A 15,334-nucleotide genomic window follows, 5' to 3' on the forward strand; every position below is an offset into this window, starting at 1 on the left:
GAGTGAGCAGGGTGTTCCCGGAGCCCCGGGTCGTGCACCCCATCGAGCAGGAGTCCTTCCGGCGGCTGCGCGCCCGTCTGGACACCTCGCACTTCCCGCCGCTGACGCGCGCGGTGGTGGAGCGGGTCATCCACTCCGCCGCCGACCTCGAGTACGCGGACGATCTCGTCACCGACGAGGGCGCGCTGGAGAAGGCGCATGCCGCGCTGCACGCCGGGGCGCCCGTCGTGGTGGACGTCGAGATGGTCGCGGCGGGCATCACACGTCGTGACACCGTCTGCCGCCTCAAGGACGCCAAGTCCGGTCCTGGGCTGACCCGTTCGGCGCACGCCATCCGCCTCGCGTACGAGGACGTCGGTCCCGGTGCGCTCTGGGTGATCGGCTGCGCGCCGACCGCTCTGGAGGAGTTGCTGAGGCTGGACGCCGATCCGGCGCTCGTCATCGGTCTGCCCGTCGGTTTCGTCGGCGCGGCCGAGTCCAAGGCCGCGTTGCGCGAGAGCGGGCTGCCCGCGGTCAGCAACGTGTCCGAGAAGGGCGGTTCGGCGGTCGCCGCGGCCGCGCTCAACGCCCTGCTGTACCACCCCGTTTCCAAGGCTTCCGAGCCCGCTAAGGAGAAATCGTGACCACCCCGCCCCCCGCCCTGCTCATCGCCGGACACGGCACCCGGGACGAGGCCGGAGCCGAGGCCTTCCGCGACTTCGTACGGGAGTTGGGGCGCCGTCACCCCGAACTGCCCGTCGCGGGCGGGTTCATCGAGCTGTCCCCGCCGCCGCTGGGTGACGCCGTGACCGAGCTGGTCGAGCAGGGGGTACGGCGTTTCGCCGCCGTACCGCTGATGCTGGTGTCCGCCGGGCACGCCAAGGGGGACATCCCGGCGGCGCTGGCCCGTGAGAAGGAGCGGCATCCCGGGATCTCGTACACGTACGGGCGTCCGCTGGGCCCGCACCCGTCGCTCCTCGCCGTCCTGGAGCGGCGGCTCGACGACGCCCTCGGCGGTACGGCCCGTACGCCCGAGGACCGGGCCGATGTGACCGTGCTGCTGGTCGGCCGCGGCTCCACCGATCCGGACGCCAACGCCGAGGTGCACAAGGCGGCGCGGCTGCTGTGGGAGGGCCGGGGGTACGCGGGCGTCGAGACGGCGTTCGTGTCGCTGGCGGCGCCGGACGTGCCGTCGGGCCTGGACCGCTGTGTGAAGCTGGGTGCCCGCCGCATCGTCGTGCTCCCCTACTTCCTCTTCACGGGCATCCTCCCCGACCGGGTGGTGCAGCAGACCGAGGGCTGGGCCGCCGCGCACCCCGACGTCGAGGTGCGGTCCGCCGATGTCATCGGCCCCGAGCCGGAGCTGCTCGACCTCGTCATGGAGCGGTACGAGGAGGCCGTCAAGGGTGACCTGCGGATGAACTGCGACTCCTGCGTGTACCGGATCGCCCTGCCCGGCTTCGAGGACAAGGTGGGGCTTCCCCAGCAGCCGCACTTCCACCCGGACGACGACGGTCACCACCATCACGGGCACCACCACGGGCACCACCACGGCGGCCCTGCGCACTCGCACTCCCATGCGCACTGAGGACGCCGCCGAGGGCGGGCACGACCTGCGTCACCACGGTGACGCCGAGGTCCGTGACGACGGCTCGGCACTCGTCGACCTGGCCGTGAACGTCCGCGCGGACACGCCCCCGGTCTGGCTGCGCGAGCACATCGCCGGGTCGCTCGGCGGGCTGGCCGCCTACCCGGACGGGCGGGCCGCGCGGGCGGCGGTCGCGGCGCGGCACGGGCTCCCGGTGGAACGGGTGCTGCTGACGGCGGGCGCCGCTGAGGCCTTCGTGCTGCTCGCCCGCGCTCTGAAGGTCCGTCAACCGGTCATCGTGCACCCGCAGTTCACCGAGCCGGAGGCGGCGCTGCGGGACGCGGGCCACACGGTCGACCGGGTCCTGCTGCGGGAGGAGGACGGTTTCCGGCTGGACCCGGCTGCCGTCCCCGAGGACGCGGACCTGGTGGTGATCGGCAACCCGACGAACCCCACGTCCGTCCTGCACCCGGCCGCCACCATTGCCCAACTCGCCCGCCCCGGGCGGACGTTGGTGGTGGACGAGGCGTTCATGGACGCGGTGCCGGGCGAGCGGGAGGCACTGGCCGGGCGGACGGATGTGCCCGGGCTCGTGGTCCTGCGCAGCCTCACCAAGACGTGGGGGCTGGCGGGGCTTCGTATCGGCTACGTCCTCGCCTCCCCCGAGACGATCGCCGAGCTGGAGCGCGCCCAGCCGTTGTGGCCCGTGTCCACGCCCGCCCTCGCCGCGGCGGAGGCCTGTGTGTCCTCCCAGGCGCTGGCGGAGGCCGCGCATGCGGCGCACCGGATCGCGGCGGACCGGGCTCATCTCGTGGCGGGGCTCAGGGAGTTCGGGGCGGATGGGCTGCGGGTGGTGGAGCCTGCGGAGGGGCCGTTCGTCCTGGTCCGCCTTCCGCACGCGGCCGCCGTGCGGCGGCGTCTTCGGGGGCTTGGGTTCGCCGTGCGGCGTGGGGATACGTTTCCCGGGCTCGGTGAGGAGTGGTTGCGGTTGGCGGTTCGGGACCGGGGGACGGTGAACCGGTTTCTGCAGGCGTTGGATCGGGCGGTGACGGTGGGTGGGGGCTGAGGTGGGGTGGTTCTCGCCCCCGCCGCCCCTGCCCTGCCCGTCCCTGGGGGCTGCCGCCCCCAGACCCCCGGCTCGCCGCGGGGAAACCGAGGCGATGGTGCGGTACAACCCCCACCCCTGGTCCCGTGTCTAACGGGTGATCGAAAAACACGACCGCAGGGACGACGACGTCACCGGCACCTTCACCGGCGCCTTCACCAGCGCCTTCTCCGCCGTCCCTGATCAGCACTGATTCCACTGCCCCGAAGGGTCACTTCCGCATGCGCTCGTTAAGAATCCTCGCCGCCACCTCCTCCCTCGCCCTCGCCCTGGGTGGAGCCGTGCTCGCGGCGCCCGCCGTTCAGGCGGCCACGACGACCACCGCCTCCCTCGTCCACGCGGACGGCGAGCTCTGGTACAAGGCCGGTGCCGGACAGCAGAACAACCTGACGGTCTCCGCGAAGGTCATCGACGTCGACCCCTCGCAGTTCGGAGAGGACTACCTCCTCACCTTCCGCGACCGGGTGAACATCACCATCGCCACGGACGAGTGCACGTACCCCTCGGCGACCGATCACACCGTCGCCCAGTGCACGGTCGCCATCCCCCTGGGCTCCGACGACTCGGACATCTACGACGTCGACCTCGGTGACGGCGAGGACACCGCGACGATCGACGCCGACAACTCCGCGTACGCCTCGATCTACGGCGGCAAGGGCAACGACGTCATCAAGGGCAACGGCTCGGACGTGCTCTACGGTCAGGACGGCAACGACCGCATCAGCGGCGGCGGTGGCGTGTGGTCCGTCGGCGCGTTCGGCGGTGCGGGCAACGACACGCTCACCGGCTGCGCGTACGAGTGCCACGGCGGCGCCGGAAACGACAGCCTCACCGGCACCGCCTCAGGCCAGGAGTTCGGCCTGTACGGGGACGACGGCAACGACGTCCTGCACGGCAAGGCCGGCGCCGACCTCCTCTACGGCGGCAAGGGCAACGACAAGCTGTACGGCGACAGCGGCAACGACAAGATCTACGGCAACAGCGGCGACGACCTGCTGCACGGCGGCCAGGGCACCGACACCCTCTCCGGCGGCCCCGGCACCGACCGCGTCTACCAGAACTAAGGGCCCACCCCACACTCGAGCCCCGCATCCCCTGCCCCGTCTCCCGTATCCGGCCGACCAGTTCGCCACCCGCACACACAGCCGCCCGGTACGGGAGCAACGGGGCCCAGGAGCGCAACGCTGCCGCCCTGGACCCCGCGGGCGTACCTCCAACGGGGGCCAGGGGCGTGAGCCCCGGGCAGGGGTGCAGGGGCACACCCCCAGCGGGATCCAGGGGCGCAGCCCCGGGCAGGGGTCCAGAGGGCACACCCCCAGCGGGGTCAGGGGCGGAGCCCCGGGCAAGGGTCCAGGGGGCGCAGCCCCCGGCGGGGTCTGGGGCGGAGCCCCAGGGGACGGGAATGGGTAGGGGCGGAGGGGGCGAAGAAAGCCCTCCCGGGTCAGCCCCGGCGGCGGCGCGTCAGGGCGACCGCTCCGGCGCCCGCCGCCAGCAAGGCAACCGCACCCCCGCCGATGTACGGCGTCGCCGAACTCCCCCCGGTCTCCGCGAGGTCCGCCTCCGCGGGAGCCCCCTGGGGCTTCACGCCGGACGCGGGATCGGCGGGCTTGCCCTCCGCGACCGGCGCCGCCGGAGCCTCGCACGTCGCCCCGGCCAGGGTCACCGTACCCTCGACCTCGGCCACGTTCAGCTTCAACGGGTTGAGGGACACCTTGAGTTGGAGCGCGGTCGCGGCCGCCGTACGGGACGTGGTCTCGGTGCGGGAGAGGTCGAGCCGGACGTCACCGACCCCCGGCACCTTCACCTCCGTCGGCCCGCCCACCGACAGCGTCACCCTCTTGCCGAGGACCGTGACCCCGCCGAGAAGGTTCGCGGTGGCCACGGGCTTCTCCCCCGCCACGCACGTCGCCCTCGACGTCACTTGCCCGACCTCGATGAGCGACAGCAGCGGCAGCCCGGGCACATGGACCGTCGCATGCGCGAGGTTCGCGTGGCCCTCGGCCTTCCCGGAGGACACCGTGGCCTTCGCGGTGGCGACGTCCGCGCGCAGCACGCTGAACGCACGCCCGCCGTCGACACCGTCCAACCGCGCGGTGAGCGCGCTCTGTTGGGCGCTCTGCGGTGCCCGCACCTCGTTGAGGGAGACCGTGAGCGGAACGTCCACGGTCTTGTTGAGCAGGGACACGTCGAGCCCGGTGCGGAGCACGACGGCACTCGCGCGACCGTGGTCGGCGGTCGCGTGAGCGGAGCCCGCGCCGGCCAGCGCCGCGGGACCGGCGGCGAGGACGGTGGCTGCCGCCGTGGCGGCGCAACGGCGTACGGGCATGCGGAAGTTGTTGCTGTTCAAGGGTGAGACCCCCAGAGAGGGAAAGCTTGGGACCCGGCAAGAATTACGCACCGAGAGTGAACGGTCAGCAACCTGACGCGACTTCACTCCAACGTGGGGTTTCCGCGAATCAATTCGAATGTCGCGGCACCGGTGTTCCTCCTGTCACCCACTCAACTCCCCTTGCGCGATGACGCCGGTCGACGCTCCGGCGCACGGGCAAGACCGCCCAGCGAGTCAGCCCGACGCCTCGTCACGCTCCGTCGATCGACTGACGGCAGCGGGTGAGGAGCGACCCCGCCCTTGACGGCAGCCCGTGAAGGGGCGACCCGTCCGACAGGCGGTGGGGCAATGGCGCTCCTATGCTGGTCTGGCGGGATCCTGCGCCCCATATCCAACGGTCCGCGACGCTCGCGGCTCCGTCTTCAGGTGCTTGGAGTCAGCCCATGACGCATTCGTCCAGACGACTGCGCAGGGGAGCCGTCACCGCCGTAGCGGTGGGGACGCTCATAGTGCCGATCGCGGGTGGCACCGCCTTCGGCGCGCCCGCGGTCATCGGCAGCGCCGCAACCTCCACCGAACCACCCTCCCCGTCCGCCTCGCCCTCGGGCGGCGTCCGCGCGCTCACCCCTGACGTGACGCGGCAGCTCGACGTGACCGTGCAGCAGGTCATGCGGCAGGCGAACATACCCGGGGTGACCGTGGGCATATGGACGCCCGACAAGGGCAGCTACGTACGGTCGTTCGGGGTCGCCGACAAGGGCAACGGTCAGAGGATGTCGCCGGATCTGTACATGCGGATCGGCAGCGAGACCAAGACCTTCACCGTGACGGCGCTGCTGAAGCTGGTCGACGAGGGCAAGGTGAGCCTGGACGACACCATCGGCGAGTACGTCGACGGTGTGCCCAACGGCGACAAGATCACGCTGCGCGAGCTGGCCGGCATGCGCAGCGGGCTCTTCAACTACTCCGAGGACCCCGGCTTCTTCACGGCACTGACGTCCGATCCTCAGCGGCCCTTCACCCCACAACAACTGCTCGACTACTCCTTCAAGCACCCCGTGCTGTTCCCGCCGGGCGAGAAGTTCTACTACTGCAACACCAATCTCATCCTGCTCGGCCTGGTCGTCGAGAAGGAGAGCGGCCGGCCGATAGGGGACTACATCCAGAAGAACGTCCTCGCACCGGCCGGAATGGACCAGACGATCTTCCCGACCGGCGCGGCGTTCCCGAACCCGCACGCGCAGGGGTACACCAACCAGACCGCGAACGGCGAGGTCGCGGACACGGCCGACTGGAACCCCTCCTGGGCCTGGGCGGCCGGCGCGATGATCTCCACTCTGAATGATCTGCGCATCTGGGCGCCCACGGTGGCCACGGGTGTGTATCCCGACGGCACCCGCATGATCAGCCCCGCCACACAGAAGCAGCGGCTCACCACGCCCCCCACCACGATCCCGGGCGCGGGGTACGGCCTCGGTATCTTCAACGTCCAGGGCTGGATCGGGCACAACGGCTCGCTGCCGGGCTACGAGTCCCTGACGATCTACCTACCGTCGGCGAAGGCAACCCTCGTCGTACTGCTGAACACCGACATCAACTATCAAGGCTCGGAGCCCAGCACAGTCGTCGGTGAGGCGATCACGAAGATCGTCAGTCCGCAGCACGTCTTCAACCTGCCCGCGCAGCCCGCGGCCCATTGACCGTCGCGCCCATGGGCGTGCCCACCAGGCCCTAGCCGACCGTCCGCCCGTTCAGCACCACCCGCCGCGGAGCCGCGAGGACCCGTACGTCCTCACGGGGGTCGCTCTCGTACACCACGAGGTCGGCGGGCGCTCCCTCGTCGAGGCCGGGCCGTCCCAGCCACCGCCGCGCACCCCAGGTGGTGGCGGACAGCGCCTCGACGGGCGGGATACCGGCGGTGACGAGCTCGGCGACCTCGGCGCCGGCCAGTCCGTGGGCGAGTGAGCCACCGGCGTCCGTGCCGACGTAGACGGGGATTCCGGCGTCGTACGCGGCGCGCACGGTGTCGTAGCGGCGTTCGTGCAGCCGTCGCATGTGTGCCGACCAGCGCGGGAACTTCTGCTCCCCGCCGGCCGCGAGCCGTGGGAAGGTCGCGATGTTCACGAGCGTGGGGACGATCGCGACCCCGCGCTCGGCGAACAGCGGGATGGTGTCCTCCGTCAGGCCCGTCGCGTGCTCGATGCAGTCGATGCCCGCCTCGACCAGGTCCCGGAGGGAGTCCTCGGCGAAGCAGTGCGCGGTGACGCGGGCGCCCAGGCGGTGGGCCTCGGCGATCGCGGCTTCTACGGCGTCGCGGGGCCAGCAGGCGCCCAGGTCGCCGGTGCCGCGGTCGAGCCAGTCGCCCACCAGCTTGACCCAGCCGTCGCCGCGCCGGGCCTCCTGGGCGACGTACGCGACGAGGTCCTCCGGCTCGATCTCGTGCGCGTAATTACGGATGTAGCGGCGCGTGCGGGCGATGTGCCGGCCCGCGCGGATGATCTTCGGGAGGTCGTCGCGGTCGTCGATCCAGCGGGTGTCGGAGGGGGAGCCCGCGTCCCGGATCAGCAGGGTGCCCGCGTCGCGGTCGGTCAGCGCCTGCTTCTCGGAGACGTCGTCTGTGACCGGACCGTGGGCGTCGAGCCCGACGTGGCAGTGCGCGTCGACGAGGCCGGGCAGCGCCCAGCCCTCGACGGCACGGATGTCACGGGCGCCGGCGGGACGCTCGTACGAGATCCTCCCGCCGACGACCCAGAGTTCGTCACGGACGTCGTCGGGTCCGACGAGGACCCGTCCCTTCACGTGCAGCACCGCGCGATCGCTCATGACCGCACCTTAATTCGTACCGAAGGGTGCGGCGCTACTGCCCCTTTTCGGCCTCTTCCTCCACGTCCGCCATCGCCGGGTCGAGGAGTCGGGACAGGAAGTGGCGGGTGCGCTCGTGGCTCGGGTTGCCGATCACCTGCGCGGGCGTGCCGTCCTCGACGATCATGCCGCCGTCCATGAAGACGACCCGGTCGGCGACCTCGCGCGCGAAGGTCATCTCGTGGGTGACGACCATCATCGTCATGCCCTCGTTCGCGAGCATCCGCATGACGGCGAGCACGTCGCCCACGAGCTCGGGGTCGAGCGCCGAGGTCGGCTCGTCGAAGAGCATCACCTCGGGGCCCATCGAGAGCGAGCGGGCGATGGCGACGCGCTGCTGCTGACCGCCGGAGAGGGAGGCGGGGTACGCGTCCGCCTTCTCCGACAGCCCCACCCGCTCCAGGTTCTCGGCGGCCACCCTCGCGGCCGTCGCCTTGTCGCGGCGCAGCACCCGGCGCTGCGGCAGCGTGAGGTTCTCGGTGACCGTGAGGTGCGGGAAGAGGTTGAACTGCTGGAAGACCATGCCGATACGGCGGCGTACGGCGTCGATGTCGACGTCCGGGTCGGTCAGTTCGGTGGGCCCGACGAAGACCTGCCCCTTGGTGGGCTCCTCGAGGAGGTTCACACAGCGCAGCAGCGTCGACTTGCCCGAGCCGGACGGGCCGATGACGCAGACGACCTCGCCCTGGCCGATCTCCAGGTCGATGCCGCGCAGCACGTCGTTGTCGCCGAACGACTTGTGCAGGTCCCTGACCTGGATCTCCGGTCGGCTCATTTCACGGCCTCCTGGGCCTTCGCTTCCATGCGGCGTACGACGAAGCCCAGCGGGATCGTGACCAGCAGGTAGCACAGGCCCGCGACCAGGATCGGCGTGGAGTTGGCGGTCGTGCTGGCCAGGTCACGGCCGTACTTGGACAGTTCGCGCTCCTCCAGCGTGACGCCGAGGAACAGCACCAGCGAGGAGTCCTTGAAGAGGAGCACCAACTCGTTGGTCAGCGGCGGGAGGATGATCCGGAACGCCTGCGGGATGATGATCGAGATCATCGCGCGGGCGGGCGAGAAGCCCAGCGAACGGGCCGCCTCCATCTGCCCCTTGGGCACGGCCTGGATGCCCGCGCGGATCGTCTCGGCCATGTAGGCCGCGGCCACCAGGCCGAGCGCGAGGGCGACCTTGCCGTAGGTGCCGCCGACGATCTCCGTGCCCGGGAAGGCGAGCGGGATCGCCACGCCGATGAAGATGAAGATCAGCAGGGCGGGCAGGCCGCGGAAGATCTCGATGTAGATGCCAGCGAGCCAGCGGTAGGGGCCCACGGACGACAGCCGCATCAGCGCGATGACCATGCCCAGCGCCAGCCCGACGGCGAAGCCGGACACGGTGTACAGGACGGTGTTCTTCAGCGCCAGCGTGATGACGTCCGGGAACATCTGCCGGGCGATGTCCGCCTGCGCGAACTGGTTCTGCAGCCGGTCCCAGTCGGCCGTGACCGCGAAGGCGATCACGGCGGCGACGAAGACGGCGTACTGGATGCCGCGTGACAGTCTGCGCTTCTGACGACGGGTCAGGCCCTTTTTCCGGGGCTGGACTTGTACGTCCGTGCTGGTCATGAGGCGGAGGGCGAGGCCGCGGACTCGTCGTACGGGCCGATCCACTTCTCGTACAGCTTCTTGTACGTGCCGTCGGCCTTGGCGTCGGCGATCGCCTTGTTGATGGCGGCGAGCAGCTTGGTGTTGCCCTTCTTCACCGTGACGCCGTACTGCTCACCGGTGTTGAGGTTGTCGACGACCTTGAAGGCGTCCGCGTTGGCCTTGTCCTTGAGCCAGCCCTGGACGACCGGGTAGTCGATGACGACGGCCTTGACCTGGCCGGTGCGCAGACCGTTGAGGACGGCGTCGGAGGACTCGAAGGAGACCGGGTCGAAGCCCTGCTTCTGGACGTACTCCTCGCCCGTGGTCTGCGCCTGGGCGCCGAGCTTCGCGCCCTTGGCCTTCACGTCGGCGAGCGAGTCGAGGCCGCTCTTCTTGTCGACCAGGACGGCCTGGGTGGCGTTGAAGTACGGGTCCGAGAAGTCGACGTTCTTCTTGCGCTCCTCGGTGATGGTCATGCCGGCCGCGGCCAGGTCGCACTCGCCCGAGTTGAGGAACGCGCCGGTCTTGAAGGTCTCGAACGGCGTGTCGAGGATCACCTGCTTCACGCCCAGGTCCTTGGCGACCAGGTCGATGAGGGAGACGTCGAAGCCCTGCTCCTTGCCGTCGATCTCCGACTGGAAGGGCGGGTACGGCATGTGCGTGCAGGTGGTGAGCTGGCCCGCCTTGACGAGCTCCACCCCGCCGGCGGCGGTCTTCGAGCCGCTGCCTCCGTTGTCGCTGGAGGTACAGGCGGCCACGAGCATCAGCCCGGCCGTCGCGGTGGTGGCGGCCAGGATGCGGGTGCGGCGCCCGGGGAGCGTGTTCACGGGGTGGAGCCTCCTGTGGGTGAACTGTGGGTTCCGATTATAAGGAAAAGTTTGAGCCTCTCAAATCAAACCGATGGTTACGAGGCCGTCCCCCCTAAGAGTCGACGGTCGGATGGGCGCCATATCTGCCGGTTACGCTCGTCTGCGTCATCCCACCGCGAGCGAAGAGAGCACCGTCGTGACCCACCCCCTCCTCGACTTGGCCCCGCTGAGCGCCGCGCACTTCGCCTCGATCGAGGACCGCGTGGCGCGGCTGCTGAGCACCGAGCAGGACGTCGTGATCATGCAGGGCGAGGCGCTGCTCCCGCTGGAGGGCGCCATACGCGCGACGGCCGGGCCCGGCACGACCGCGCTCAACGTCATCACCGGTCCGTACGGGCAGACTTTCGGGGACTGGCTGCGGGACTGCGGGGCGACCGTGATCGATCTGGCGGTGCCCTTCCACACCGCCGTCACCGCCGCGCAGATCCGCGCGGCCTTCGCCGAGCACCCGGCGATCGACTTCGTGTCGCTGGTGCACGCGGAGGCGGCCACCGGGAACACCAACCCGGTCGCGGAGATCGGCGAGGTCGTACGCGAGCACGGCGCCCTCTTCTACCTGGACGCGGTCGCCTCGATCGGCGCCGAGCCGGTGCTGCCGGACGCGTGGGGTGTCGACCTGTGCGTGATCGGGGCGCAGAAGGCGATGGGCGGGCCCGCCGGGGTGTCGGCGGTCTCGGTGAGCGAGCGGGCGTGGGCGCGGATGGCCGCGAATCCGGCGGCGCCGCGTCGGTCGTACCTGTCGCTGCTGGACTGGAAGGAGCGATGGGTCGACGGCGGCCGCAAGGCGTTGCTGCACGCGCCGGCGCAGTTGGAGATGCTGGCGTTGGAGGCGTGTGTCGAGCGCATCGAGGGTGAGGGGCTCGATGCGGTGATGGCGCGGCATGCCTCGGCCGCGGCGGCCACGCGGGCGGGGGCCGTCGCTCTGGGCGGGGGGCTGGAGCCCTATGTGCACGCCGCCCCGGATGCGGCGCCTGTCGCTACGACTTTGCGGGTGCCGGTGGGGGTGGATGCGGGCTCGGTGGTGGCGAAGGCGTTGGCTGCGGATCCGGTGCTTCCGGTGGTGGCGGGTGGGGGTGCGCTCGCGGGCGAGATGGTCCGGGTGAACCACTACGGGCCCGACGCGACGCCGGATGCCGTGCACTCCAGCCTTGCGGGGCTGGGGGCCGCGCTGGCCGAGTTCGGGGTCCCGGTGGACCTGGAGGCAGCACGCCGAGCCGTCACGCGGACCTGGGGCTGAGCTCCGAGAGTTCTTCGCCCCCTCCGCCCCTACCCGTCCCATACCTGGGGGGCTCCGCCCCCCAGACCCCCCGTATCGCGCTGACGCGCTCGTCCTCAAACGCCGGACAGGCTGAAACCCCCTCCGGGGGTTTGGGGGCGAAGCCCCCAAGGGAAACTTCGGCGGGAATCCGGGTGGAATGGAGGGGATTCCCCAGGCGCCTATCCAGGTAGTAATTGAGTGCAGCTTCCCGTATTCTTCTGCCCGCTTTCCCGGAAGCTAAACGCGAAGATTTCGCGAACGCCAGACGGCATAATTCGGGCAGATCTCGTGGCCATTACGTGGCTGTGACGTACTCCACAGGAGGTCCGTTTTGTCGGCAATTTACCGGTCAAAACGGTAGTTAACGTCGACCGCTCGCGCGATCACACGCGGGCGCGTGATAACACATGGACGCGCCGCACGAAACCCCGAGCGACGATGCAATTTGCATTTTCGCTCGGTAAATTCAATCCGCATGACCGCCGCACACGCAGACCTGCAAGCGGAATTCCTGGAAATGCCGGAGGGCCTTCGGATCGACCGTCCGGAGGTGGCCGACGGAGCCGCGCTCTGGCGTATCGCCAAGGACTCCAGAACCCTCGACCTGAACTCCTCGTACAGCTATCTGCTCTGGTGCCGTGACTTCGCCGGCACCTCGGCGGTGGCGCGCGACGCGGACGGCGCACCCGTCGGCTTCGTCACGGGGTACGTCCGGCCCGAGCGCCCGAGCGCCCTGCTCGTGTGGCAGGTGGCCGTCGACAACGCGTACCGCGGACGCGGGCTCGCTGCCGCGATGCTCGACGGGCTGACCGCACGGGTCGCCGCGGCGAGCGAGGCCGCGCTGACCACCGTCGAGACCACGATCACGCCCGGCAACACCGCCTCCGAGCGCCTGTTCACGTCGTACGCACGACGCCACGGCGCGCCCGTCGAGCGCGAAGTTCTGTTCCAGTCCGGGCAGTTCCCCGAGGGAGACGGGCCGCACGATCCCGAGGTGCTGTACCGCATCGGTCCGCTCTCCCTCCCCCGCTGACCTCCCCCCTCCCCCCGATCTTCTTCCTTCCCCCCACACACGCTTCGAGGAGCGATTCGTTGTGACCATCACCCAGCCCGACCTGAGCGTCTTCGAGACCCTGGAGTCGGAGGTGCGCAGCTACTGCCGTGGCTGGCCCACCGTCTTCGACCGGGCGCGGGGCAGCCGGATGTACGACGAGGACGGGCACGAGTACCTCGACTTCTTCGCCGGCGCGGGATCCCTGAACTACGGGCACAACAACCCCGTACTCAAACGCGCCCTCATCGACTACCTGGTACGCGACGGCGTCACCCACGGGCTCGACATGTCGACGAGCGCCAAGCGCGCCTTCCTGGAGGCCTTCCAGAACCTCGTCCTGCGACCGCGCGATCTGCCGTACAAGGTCATGTTCCCCGGGCCGACCGGCACCAACGCCGTCGAGTCCGCGCTGAAGCTGGCGCGGAAGGTGAAGGGGCGCGAGGCCATCGTGTCGTTCACCAACGCCTTCCACGGGATGTCGCTCGGGTCACTCGCCGTGACCGGCAACGCCTTCAAGCGGGCCGGTGCCGGGATCCCGCTCGTGCACGGCACTCCGATGCCGTTCGACAACTACTTCGACGGAAAGGTCCCCGACTTCCTCTGGTTCGAGCGGCTGCTCGAGGACCAGGGCTCGGGGCTCAATCAGCCCGCCGCCGTCATCGTCGAGACCGTGCAGGGGGAGGGCGGCATCAACGTCGCGCGGCCCGAGTGGCTGCGGGCCCTGGCCGACCTGTGCGCGCGGCGCGACATGCTGCTGATCGTCGACGACATCCAGATGGGCTGCGGACGGACGGGCGCGTTCTTCTCCTTCGAGGAAGCGGGCATCGTGCCCGACATCGTGACCGTCTCCAAGTCCATCAGCGGATACGGGCTGCCCATGTCCCTGTGCCTGTTCAAGCCCGAGCTGGACATCTGGGAGCCGGGCGAGCACAACGGCACCTTCCGCGGCAACAACCCGGCGTTCGTCACGGCCGCCGCCGCCCTGGAGATGTACTGGGCCGACGGCTCCGCCATGGAGAAGCAGACCCGTGCCCGCGGCGAGCAGATCGAGCAGGCGCTGATCGCCCTCACCGAGGAGAACCTCGCCGACGTCAAGGACTACCGGGGACGAGGTCTCGTCTGGGGCGTCGAGTTCAAGGACAAGGAGCGTGCGGGACGTATCGCGCAACGCGCCTTCGAACTCGGGCTGCTCATCGAGACATCCGGTCCGGAGAGCGAGGTCGTGAAGCTCCTCCCGGCGCTCACCATCACCCCCGACGAGCTCGACGAGGGACTGCGCACCCTCGCCCGCGCCGTCCGCGAAACCGCCTGAGAAGCAAGAGAGAGGCACCTCACCACCGTGATAGTCCGTTCCTTCAAGGACATCGAAGGCACCGACCGGCACGTCAAGTCGGCATCGGGCACCTGGGAGAGCAAGCGCATCGTCCTCGCCAAGGAGAGGGTCGGCTTCTCGCTCCACGAGACGATCCTGTACGCGGGTACGGAGACGTCCATGTGGTACGCGAACCACATCGAGGCCGTCGTCTGCGTCGAGGGCGAGGCCGAGCTCACCGACGACGAGACCGGGCGGAAGTACACGATCACGCCCGGCACCATGTACCTCCTCGACGGGCACGAGCGGCACACGATGCGGATCAAGGAGGACTTCCGCTGCGTCTGCGTATTCAATCCGCCCGTGACCGGACGGGAGGACCACGACGAGAACGGCGTCTATCCGCTGCTCACCGAACCCGAGGAGGTCTGAGGCCCCATGACCACGATCACCGACCTCTATCCCAGCCGCGGCGCCACCGAGGTGTCCGCGCCCCGACAGGACCCGGTCGTGTGGAGCGCGCCGGGCGAGCCCGGCCCGATCTCGGTGGCCGAGCTCCAGACGTACGAGCGGGACGGCTTCCTCGCCGTCGAGGAGCTCATCACCGAGGACGAAGTCGCCGTGTACCGGCAGGAGTTGGAGCGGCTCGTCGGCGATCCGGCGATCCGGGCCGACGAGCGCTCGATCGTCGAGCCGAAGTCGCAGGAGATCCGGTCCGTCTTCGAGGTGCACCGGATCAGTGAGGTGTTCGCGAGGCTCGTCCGCGACGAGCGCGTCGTCGGTCACGCCCGGCAGATCCTCGGCTCGGACGTGTACGTCCACCAGTCCCGGATCAATGTGAAGCCGGGCTTCGGGGCCAGTGGCTTCTACTGGCACTCGGACTTCGAGACCTGGCACGCCGAGGACGGTCTGCCGAACATGCGGACGGTGTCCGTCTCGATCGCGCTGACCGAGAACTACGACACCAACGGCGGCCTCATGATCATGCCGGGGTCGCACAAGACGTTCCTCGGGTGTGCGGGAGCCACACCGAAGGACAACTACAAGAAGTCGCTGCAGATGCAGGACGCGGGTACGCCCTCCGATGAGGCGCTCACCCGCTTCGCCACCCGGCACGGCATCAAGCTCTTCACGGGCAGGGCCGGTTCGGCGACCTGGTTCGACTGCAACTGTATGCACGGCTCGGGGGACAACATCACCCCGTTCCCGCGCAGCAATGTCTTCATCGTGTTCAACAGCGTGGAGAACGCGGCGGTGGAGCCGTTCGCGGCACCGGTGCGCAGGCCCGAGTTCATCGGGGCCAGGGACTTTACTCCGGTGCGGTGATTCTGTTCCGGTCGGCGGAGCCGACC

Annotated in this window: 15 protein-coding genes; 10 read left to right on the forward strand and 5 right to left on the reverse strand. The window is 69.9% G+C overall.

Annotated elements, in window-relative coordinates:
* Positions 1 to 2 precede the first annotated feature (2 nt).
* The 4 genes from ACFY0T_RS32400 to ACFY0T_RS32415 all read left to right on the forward strand — a co-directional run bounded on the left by ACFY0T_RS32400 (position 3) and on the right by ACFY0T_RS32415 (position 3,736).
* A complete protein-coding gene (locus ACFY0T_RS32400) occupies positions 3 to 623 on the forward strand; it encodes a precorrin-8X methylmutase (RefSeq protein WP_388878856.1) in 621 nt (206 codons plus the stop codon).
* Positions 620 to 1,567 carry a sirohydrochlorin chelatase gene (locus tag ACFY0T_RS32405; protein ID WP_388878455.1) on the forward strand — a complete coding sequence of 316 codons (948 nt, stop codon included), beginning with the start codon at positions 620 to 622 and terminating at the stop codon, positions 1,565 to 1,567. Before ACFY0T_RS32400 ends, ACFY0T_RS32405 begins: the two co-directional genes overlap by 4 nt.
* Positions 1,557 to 2,633 (forward strand): Rv2231c family pyridoxal phosphate-dependent protein CobC, encoded by a 1,077-nt coding sequence (gene cobC / locus ACFY0T_RS32410; protein ID WP_388878458.1) that lies wholly within the window; start codon positions 1,557 to 1,559, stop codon positions 2,631 to 2,633. The genes ACFY0T_RS32405 and cobC overlap by 11 nt, the downstream gene beginning before the upstream one ends.
* A gap of 260 nt (positions 2,634 to 2,893) precedes the next feature.
* Positions 2,894 to 3,736: a calcium-binding protein gene (locus ACFY0T_RS32415; RefSeq protein WP_388878460.1), complete on the forward strand. Its 843-nt coding sequence runs from the start codon at positions 2,894 to 2,896 to the stop codon at positions 3,734 to 3,736.
* Between the two features lie 377 nt (positions 3,737 to 4,113).
* Here the strand turns inward: ACFY0T_RS32415 and ACFY0T_RS32420 are convergent, their stop codons facing one another.
* Positions 4,114 to 5,019 (reverse strand): SCO1860 family LAETG-anchored protein, encoded by a 906-nt coding sequence (locus ACFY0T_RS32420; protein WP_388878463.1) that lies wholly within the window; start codon positions 5,017 to 5,019, stop codon positions 4,114 to 4,116.
* Between the two features lie 425 nt (positions 5,020 to 5,444).
* Between ACFY0T_RS32420 and ACFY0T_RS32425 the strand changes: the two genes are divergently transcribed.
* On the forward strand, positions 5,445 to 6,701 hold the full coding sequence (locus ACFY0T_RS32425) for a serine hydrolase domain-containing protein (protein WP_388878466.1): 1,257 nt from the start codon (positions 5,445 to 5,447) through the stop codon (positions 6,699 to 6,701).
* Positions 6,702 to 6,732: 31 nt separating this feature from the next.
* Here the strand turns inward: ACFY0T_RS32425 and ACFY0T_RS32430 are convergent, their stop codons facing one another.
* Genes ACFY0T_RS32430 through ACFY0T_RS32445 form a run of 4 tightly spaced genes read right to left on the reverse strand, consistent with a single transcriptional unit; the run spans position 6,733 to position 10,316 of the window.
* Positions 6,733 to 7,824: an amidohydrolase family protein gene (locus tag ACFY0T_RS32430; protein WP_388878469.1), complete on the reverse strand. Its 1,092-nt coding sequence runs from the start codon at positions 7,822 to 7,824 to the stop codon at positions 6,733 to 6,735.
* A gap of 34 nt (positions 7,825 to 7,858) precedes the next feature.
* Positions 7,859 to 8,638, reverse strand: a complete 780-nt coding sequence (locus ACFY0T_RS32435) for an amino acid ABC transporter ATP-binding protein (RefSeq protein WP_388878471.1) — start codon at positions 8,636 to 8,638, stop codon at positions 7,859 to 7,861.
* The gene (locus ACFY0T_RS32440; protein ID WP_388878474.1) at positions 8,635 to 9,468 is read right to left on the reverse strand and encodes an amino acid ABC transporter permease; all 834 of its coding nucleotides are present in this window, start codon (positions 9,466 to 9,468) and stop codon (positions 8,635 to 8,637) included. Before ACFY0T_RS32440 ends, ACFY0T_RS32435 begins: the two co-directional genes overlap by 4 nt.
* The gene (locus tag ACFY0T_RS32445) at positions 9,465 to 10,316 is read right to left on the reverse strand and encodes a transporter substrate-binding domain-containing protein (RefSeq protein ID WP_388878477.1); all 852 of its coding nucleotides are present in this window, start codon (positions 10,314 to 10,316) and stop codon (positions 9,465 to 9,467) included. The genes ACFY0T_RS32440 and ACFY0T_RS32445 overlap by 4 nt, the downstream gene beginning before the upstream one ends.
* A gap of 178 nt (positions 10,317 to 10,494) precedes the next feature.
* Here ACFY0T_RS32445 and ACFY0T_RS32450 point away from each other — a divergent pair, with 178 nt between their 5' ends.
* From ACFY0T_RS32450 to thpD, 5 genes are all read left to right on the forward strand, one after another.
* On the forward strand, positions 10,495 to 11,595 hold the full coding sequence (locus ACFY0T_RS32450) for a pyridoxal-phosphate-dependent aminotransferase family protein (RefSeq protein WP_388878480.1): 1,101 nt from the start codon (positions 10,495 to 10,497) through the stop codon (positions 11,593 to 11,595).
* A gap of 496 nt (positions 11,596 to 12,091) precedes the next feature.
* Complete coding sequence (gene ectA / locus ACFY0T_RS32455; protein WP_388878483.1) at positions 12,092 to 12,649, forward strand: diaminobutyrate acetyltransferase; 558 nt, start codon at positions 12,092 to 12,094, stop codon at positions 12,647 to 12,649.
* Positions 12,650 to 12,710: 61 nt separating this feature from the next.
* Positions 12,711 to 13,982, forward strand: a complete 1,272-nt coding sequence (gene ectB, locus ACFY0T_RS32460) for a diaminobutyrate--2-oxoglutarate transaminase (protein WP_388878486.1) — start codon at positions 12,711 to 12,713, stop codon at positions 13,980 to 13,982.
* A gap of 27 nt (positions 13,983 to 14,009) precedes the next feature.
* The gene (locus tag ACFY0T_RS32465) at positions 14,010 to 14,414 is read left to right on the forward strand and encodes an ectoine synthase (RefSeq protein ID WP_388878489.1); all 405 of its coding nucleotides are present in this window, start codon (positions 14,010 to 14,012) and stop codon (positions 14,412 to 14,414) included.
* A 6-nt stretch (positions 14,415 to 14,420) separates the two neighbouring features.
* Positions 14,421 to 15,308 (forward strand): ectoine hydroxylase, encoded by an 888-nt coding sequence (thpD, locus tag ACFY0T_RS32470; RefSeq protein ID WP_388878492.1) that lies wholly within the window; start codon positions 14,421 to 14,423, stop codon positions 15,306 to 15,308.
* Positions 15,309 to 15,334: the final 26 nt, after the last annotated feature.

The organism is Streptomyces sp. NPDC001530 (genome assembly GCF_042894545.1).
In the GTDB taxonomy this organism is placed as follows: domain Bacteria; phylum Actinomycetota; class Actinomycetes; order Streptomycetales; family Streptomycetaceae; genus Streptomyces.

Bases quoted from the DNA above. Each gene is read 5' to 3' on its own strand.
- ACFY0T_RS32430 (WP_388878469.1), bottom strand. From the start codon at position 7,824: ATGAGCGATCGCGCGGTGCTGCACGTGAAGGGACGGGTCCTCGTCGGA.
- ACFY0T_RS32415 (WP_388878460.1), top strand. From the start codon at position 2,894: ATGCGCTCGTTAAGAATCCTCGCCGCCACCTCCTCCCTCGCCCTCGCC.
- ectA (WP_388878483.1), top strand. From the start codon at position 12,092: ATGACCGCCGCACACGCAGACCTGCAAGCGGAATTCCTGGAAATGCCG.
- ACFY0T_RS32440 (WP_388878474.1), bottom strand. From the start codon at position 9,468: ATGACCAGCACGGACGTACAAGTCCAGCCCCGGAAAAAGGGCCTGACC.
- thpD (WP_388878492.1), top strand. From the start codon at position 14,421: ATGACCACGATCACCGACCTCTATCCCAGCCGCGGCGCCACCGAGGTG.
- ACFY0T_RS32435 (WP_388878471.1), bottom strand. From the start codon at position 8,638: ATGAGCCGACCGGAGATCCAGGTCAGGGACCTGCACAAGTCGTTCGGC.
- cobC (WP_388878458.1), top strand. From the start codon at position 1,557: ATGCGCACTGAGGACGCCGCCGAGGGCGGGCACGACCTGCGTCACCAC.
- ACFY0T_RS32425 (WP_388878466.1), top strand. From the start codon at position 5,445: ATGACGCATTCGTCCAGACGACTGCGCAGGGGAGCCGTCACCGCCGTA.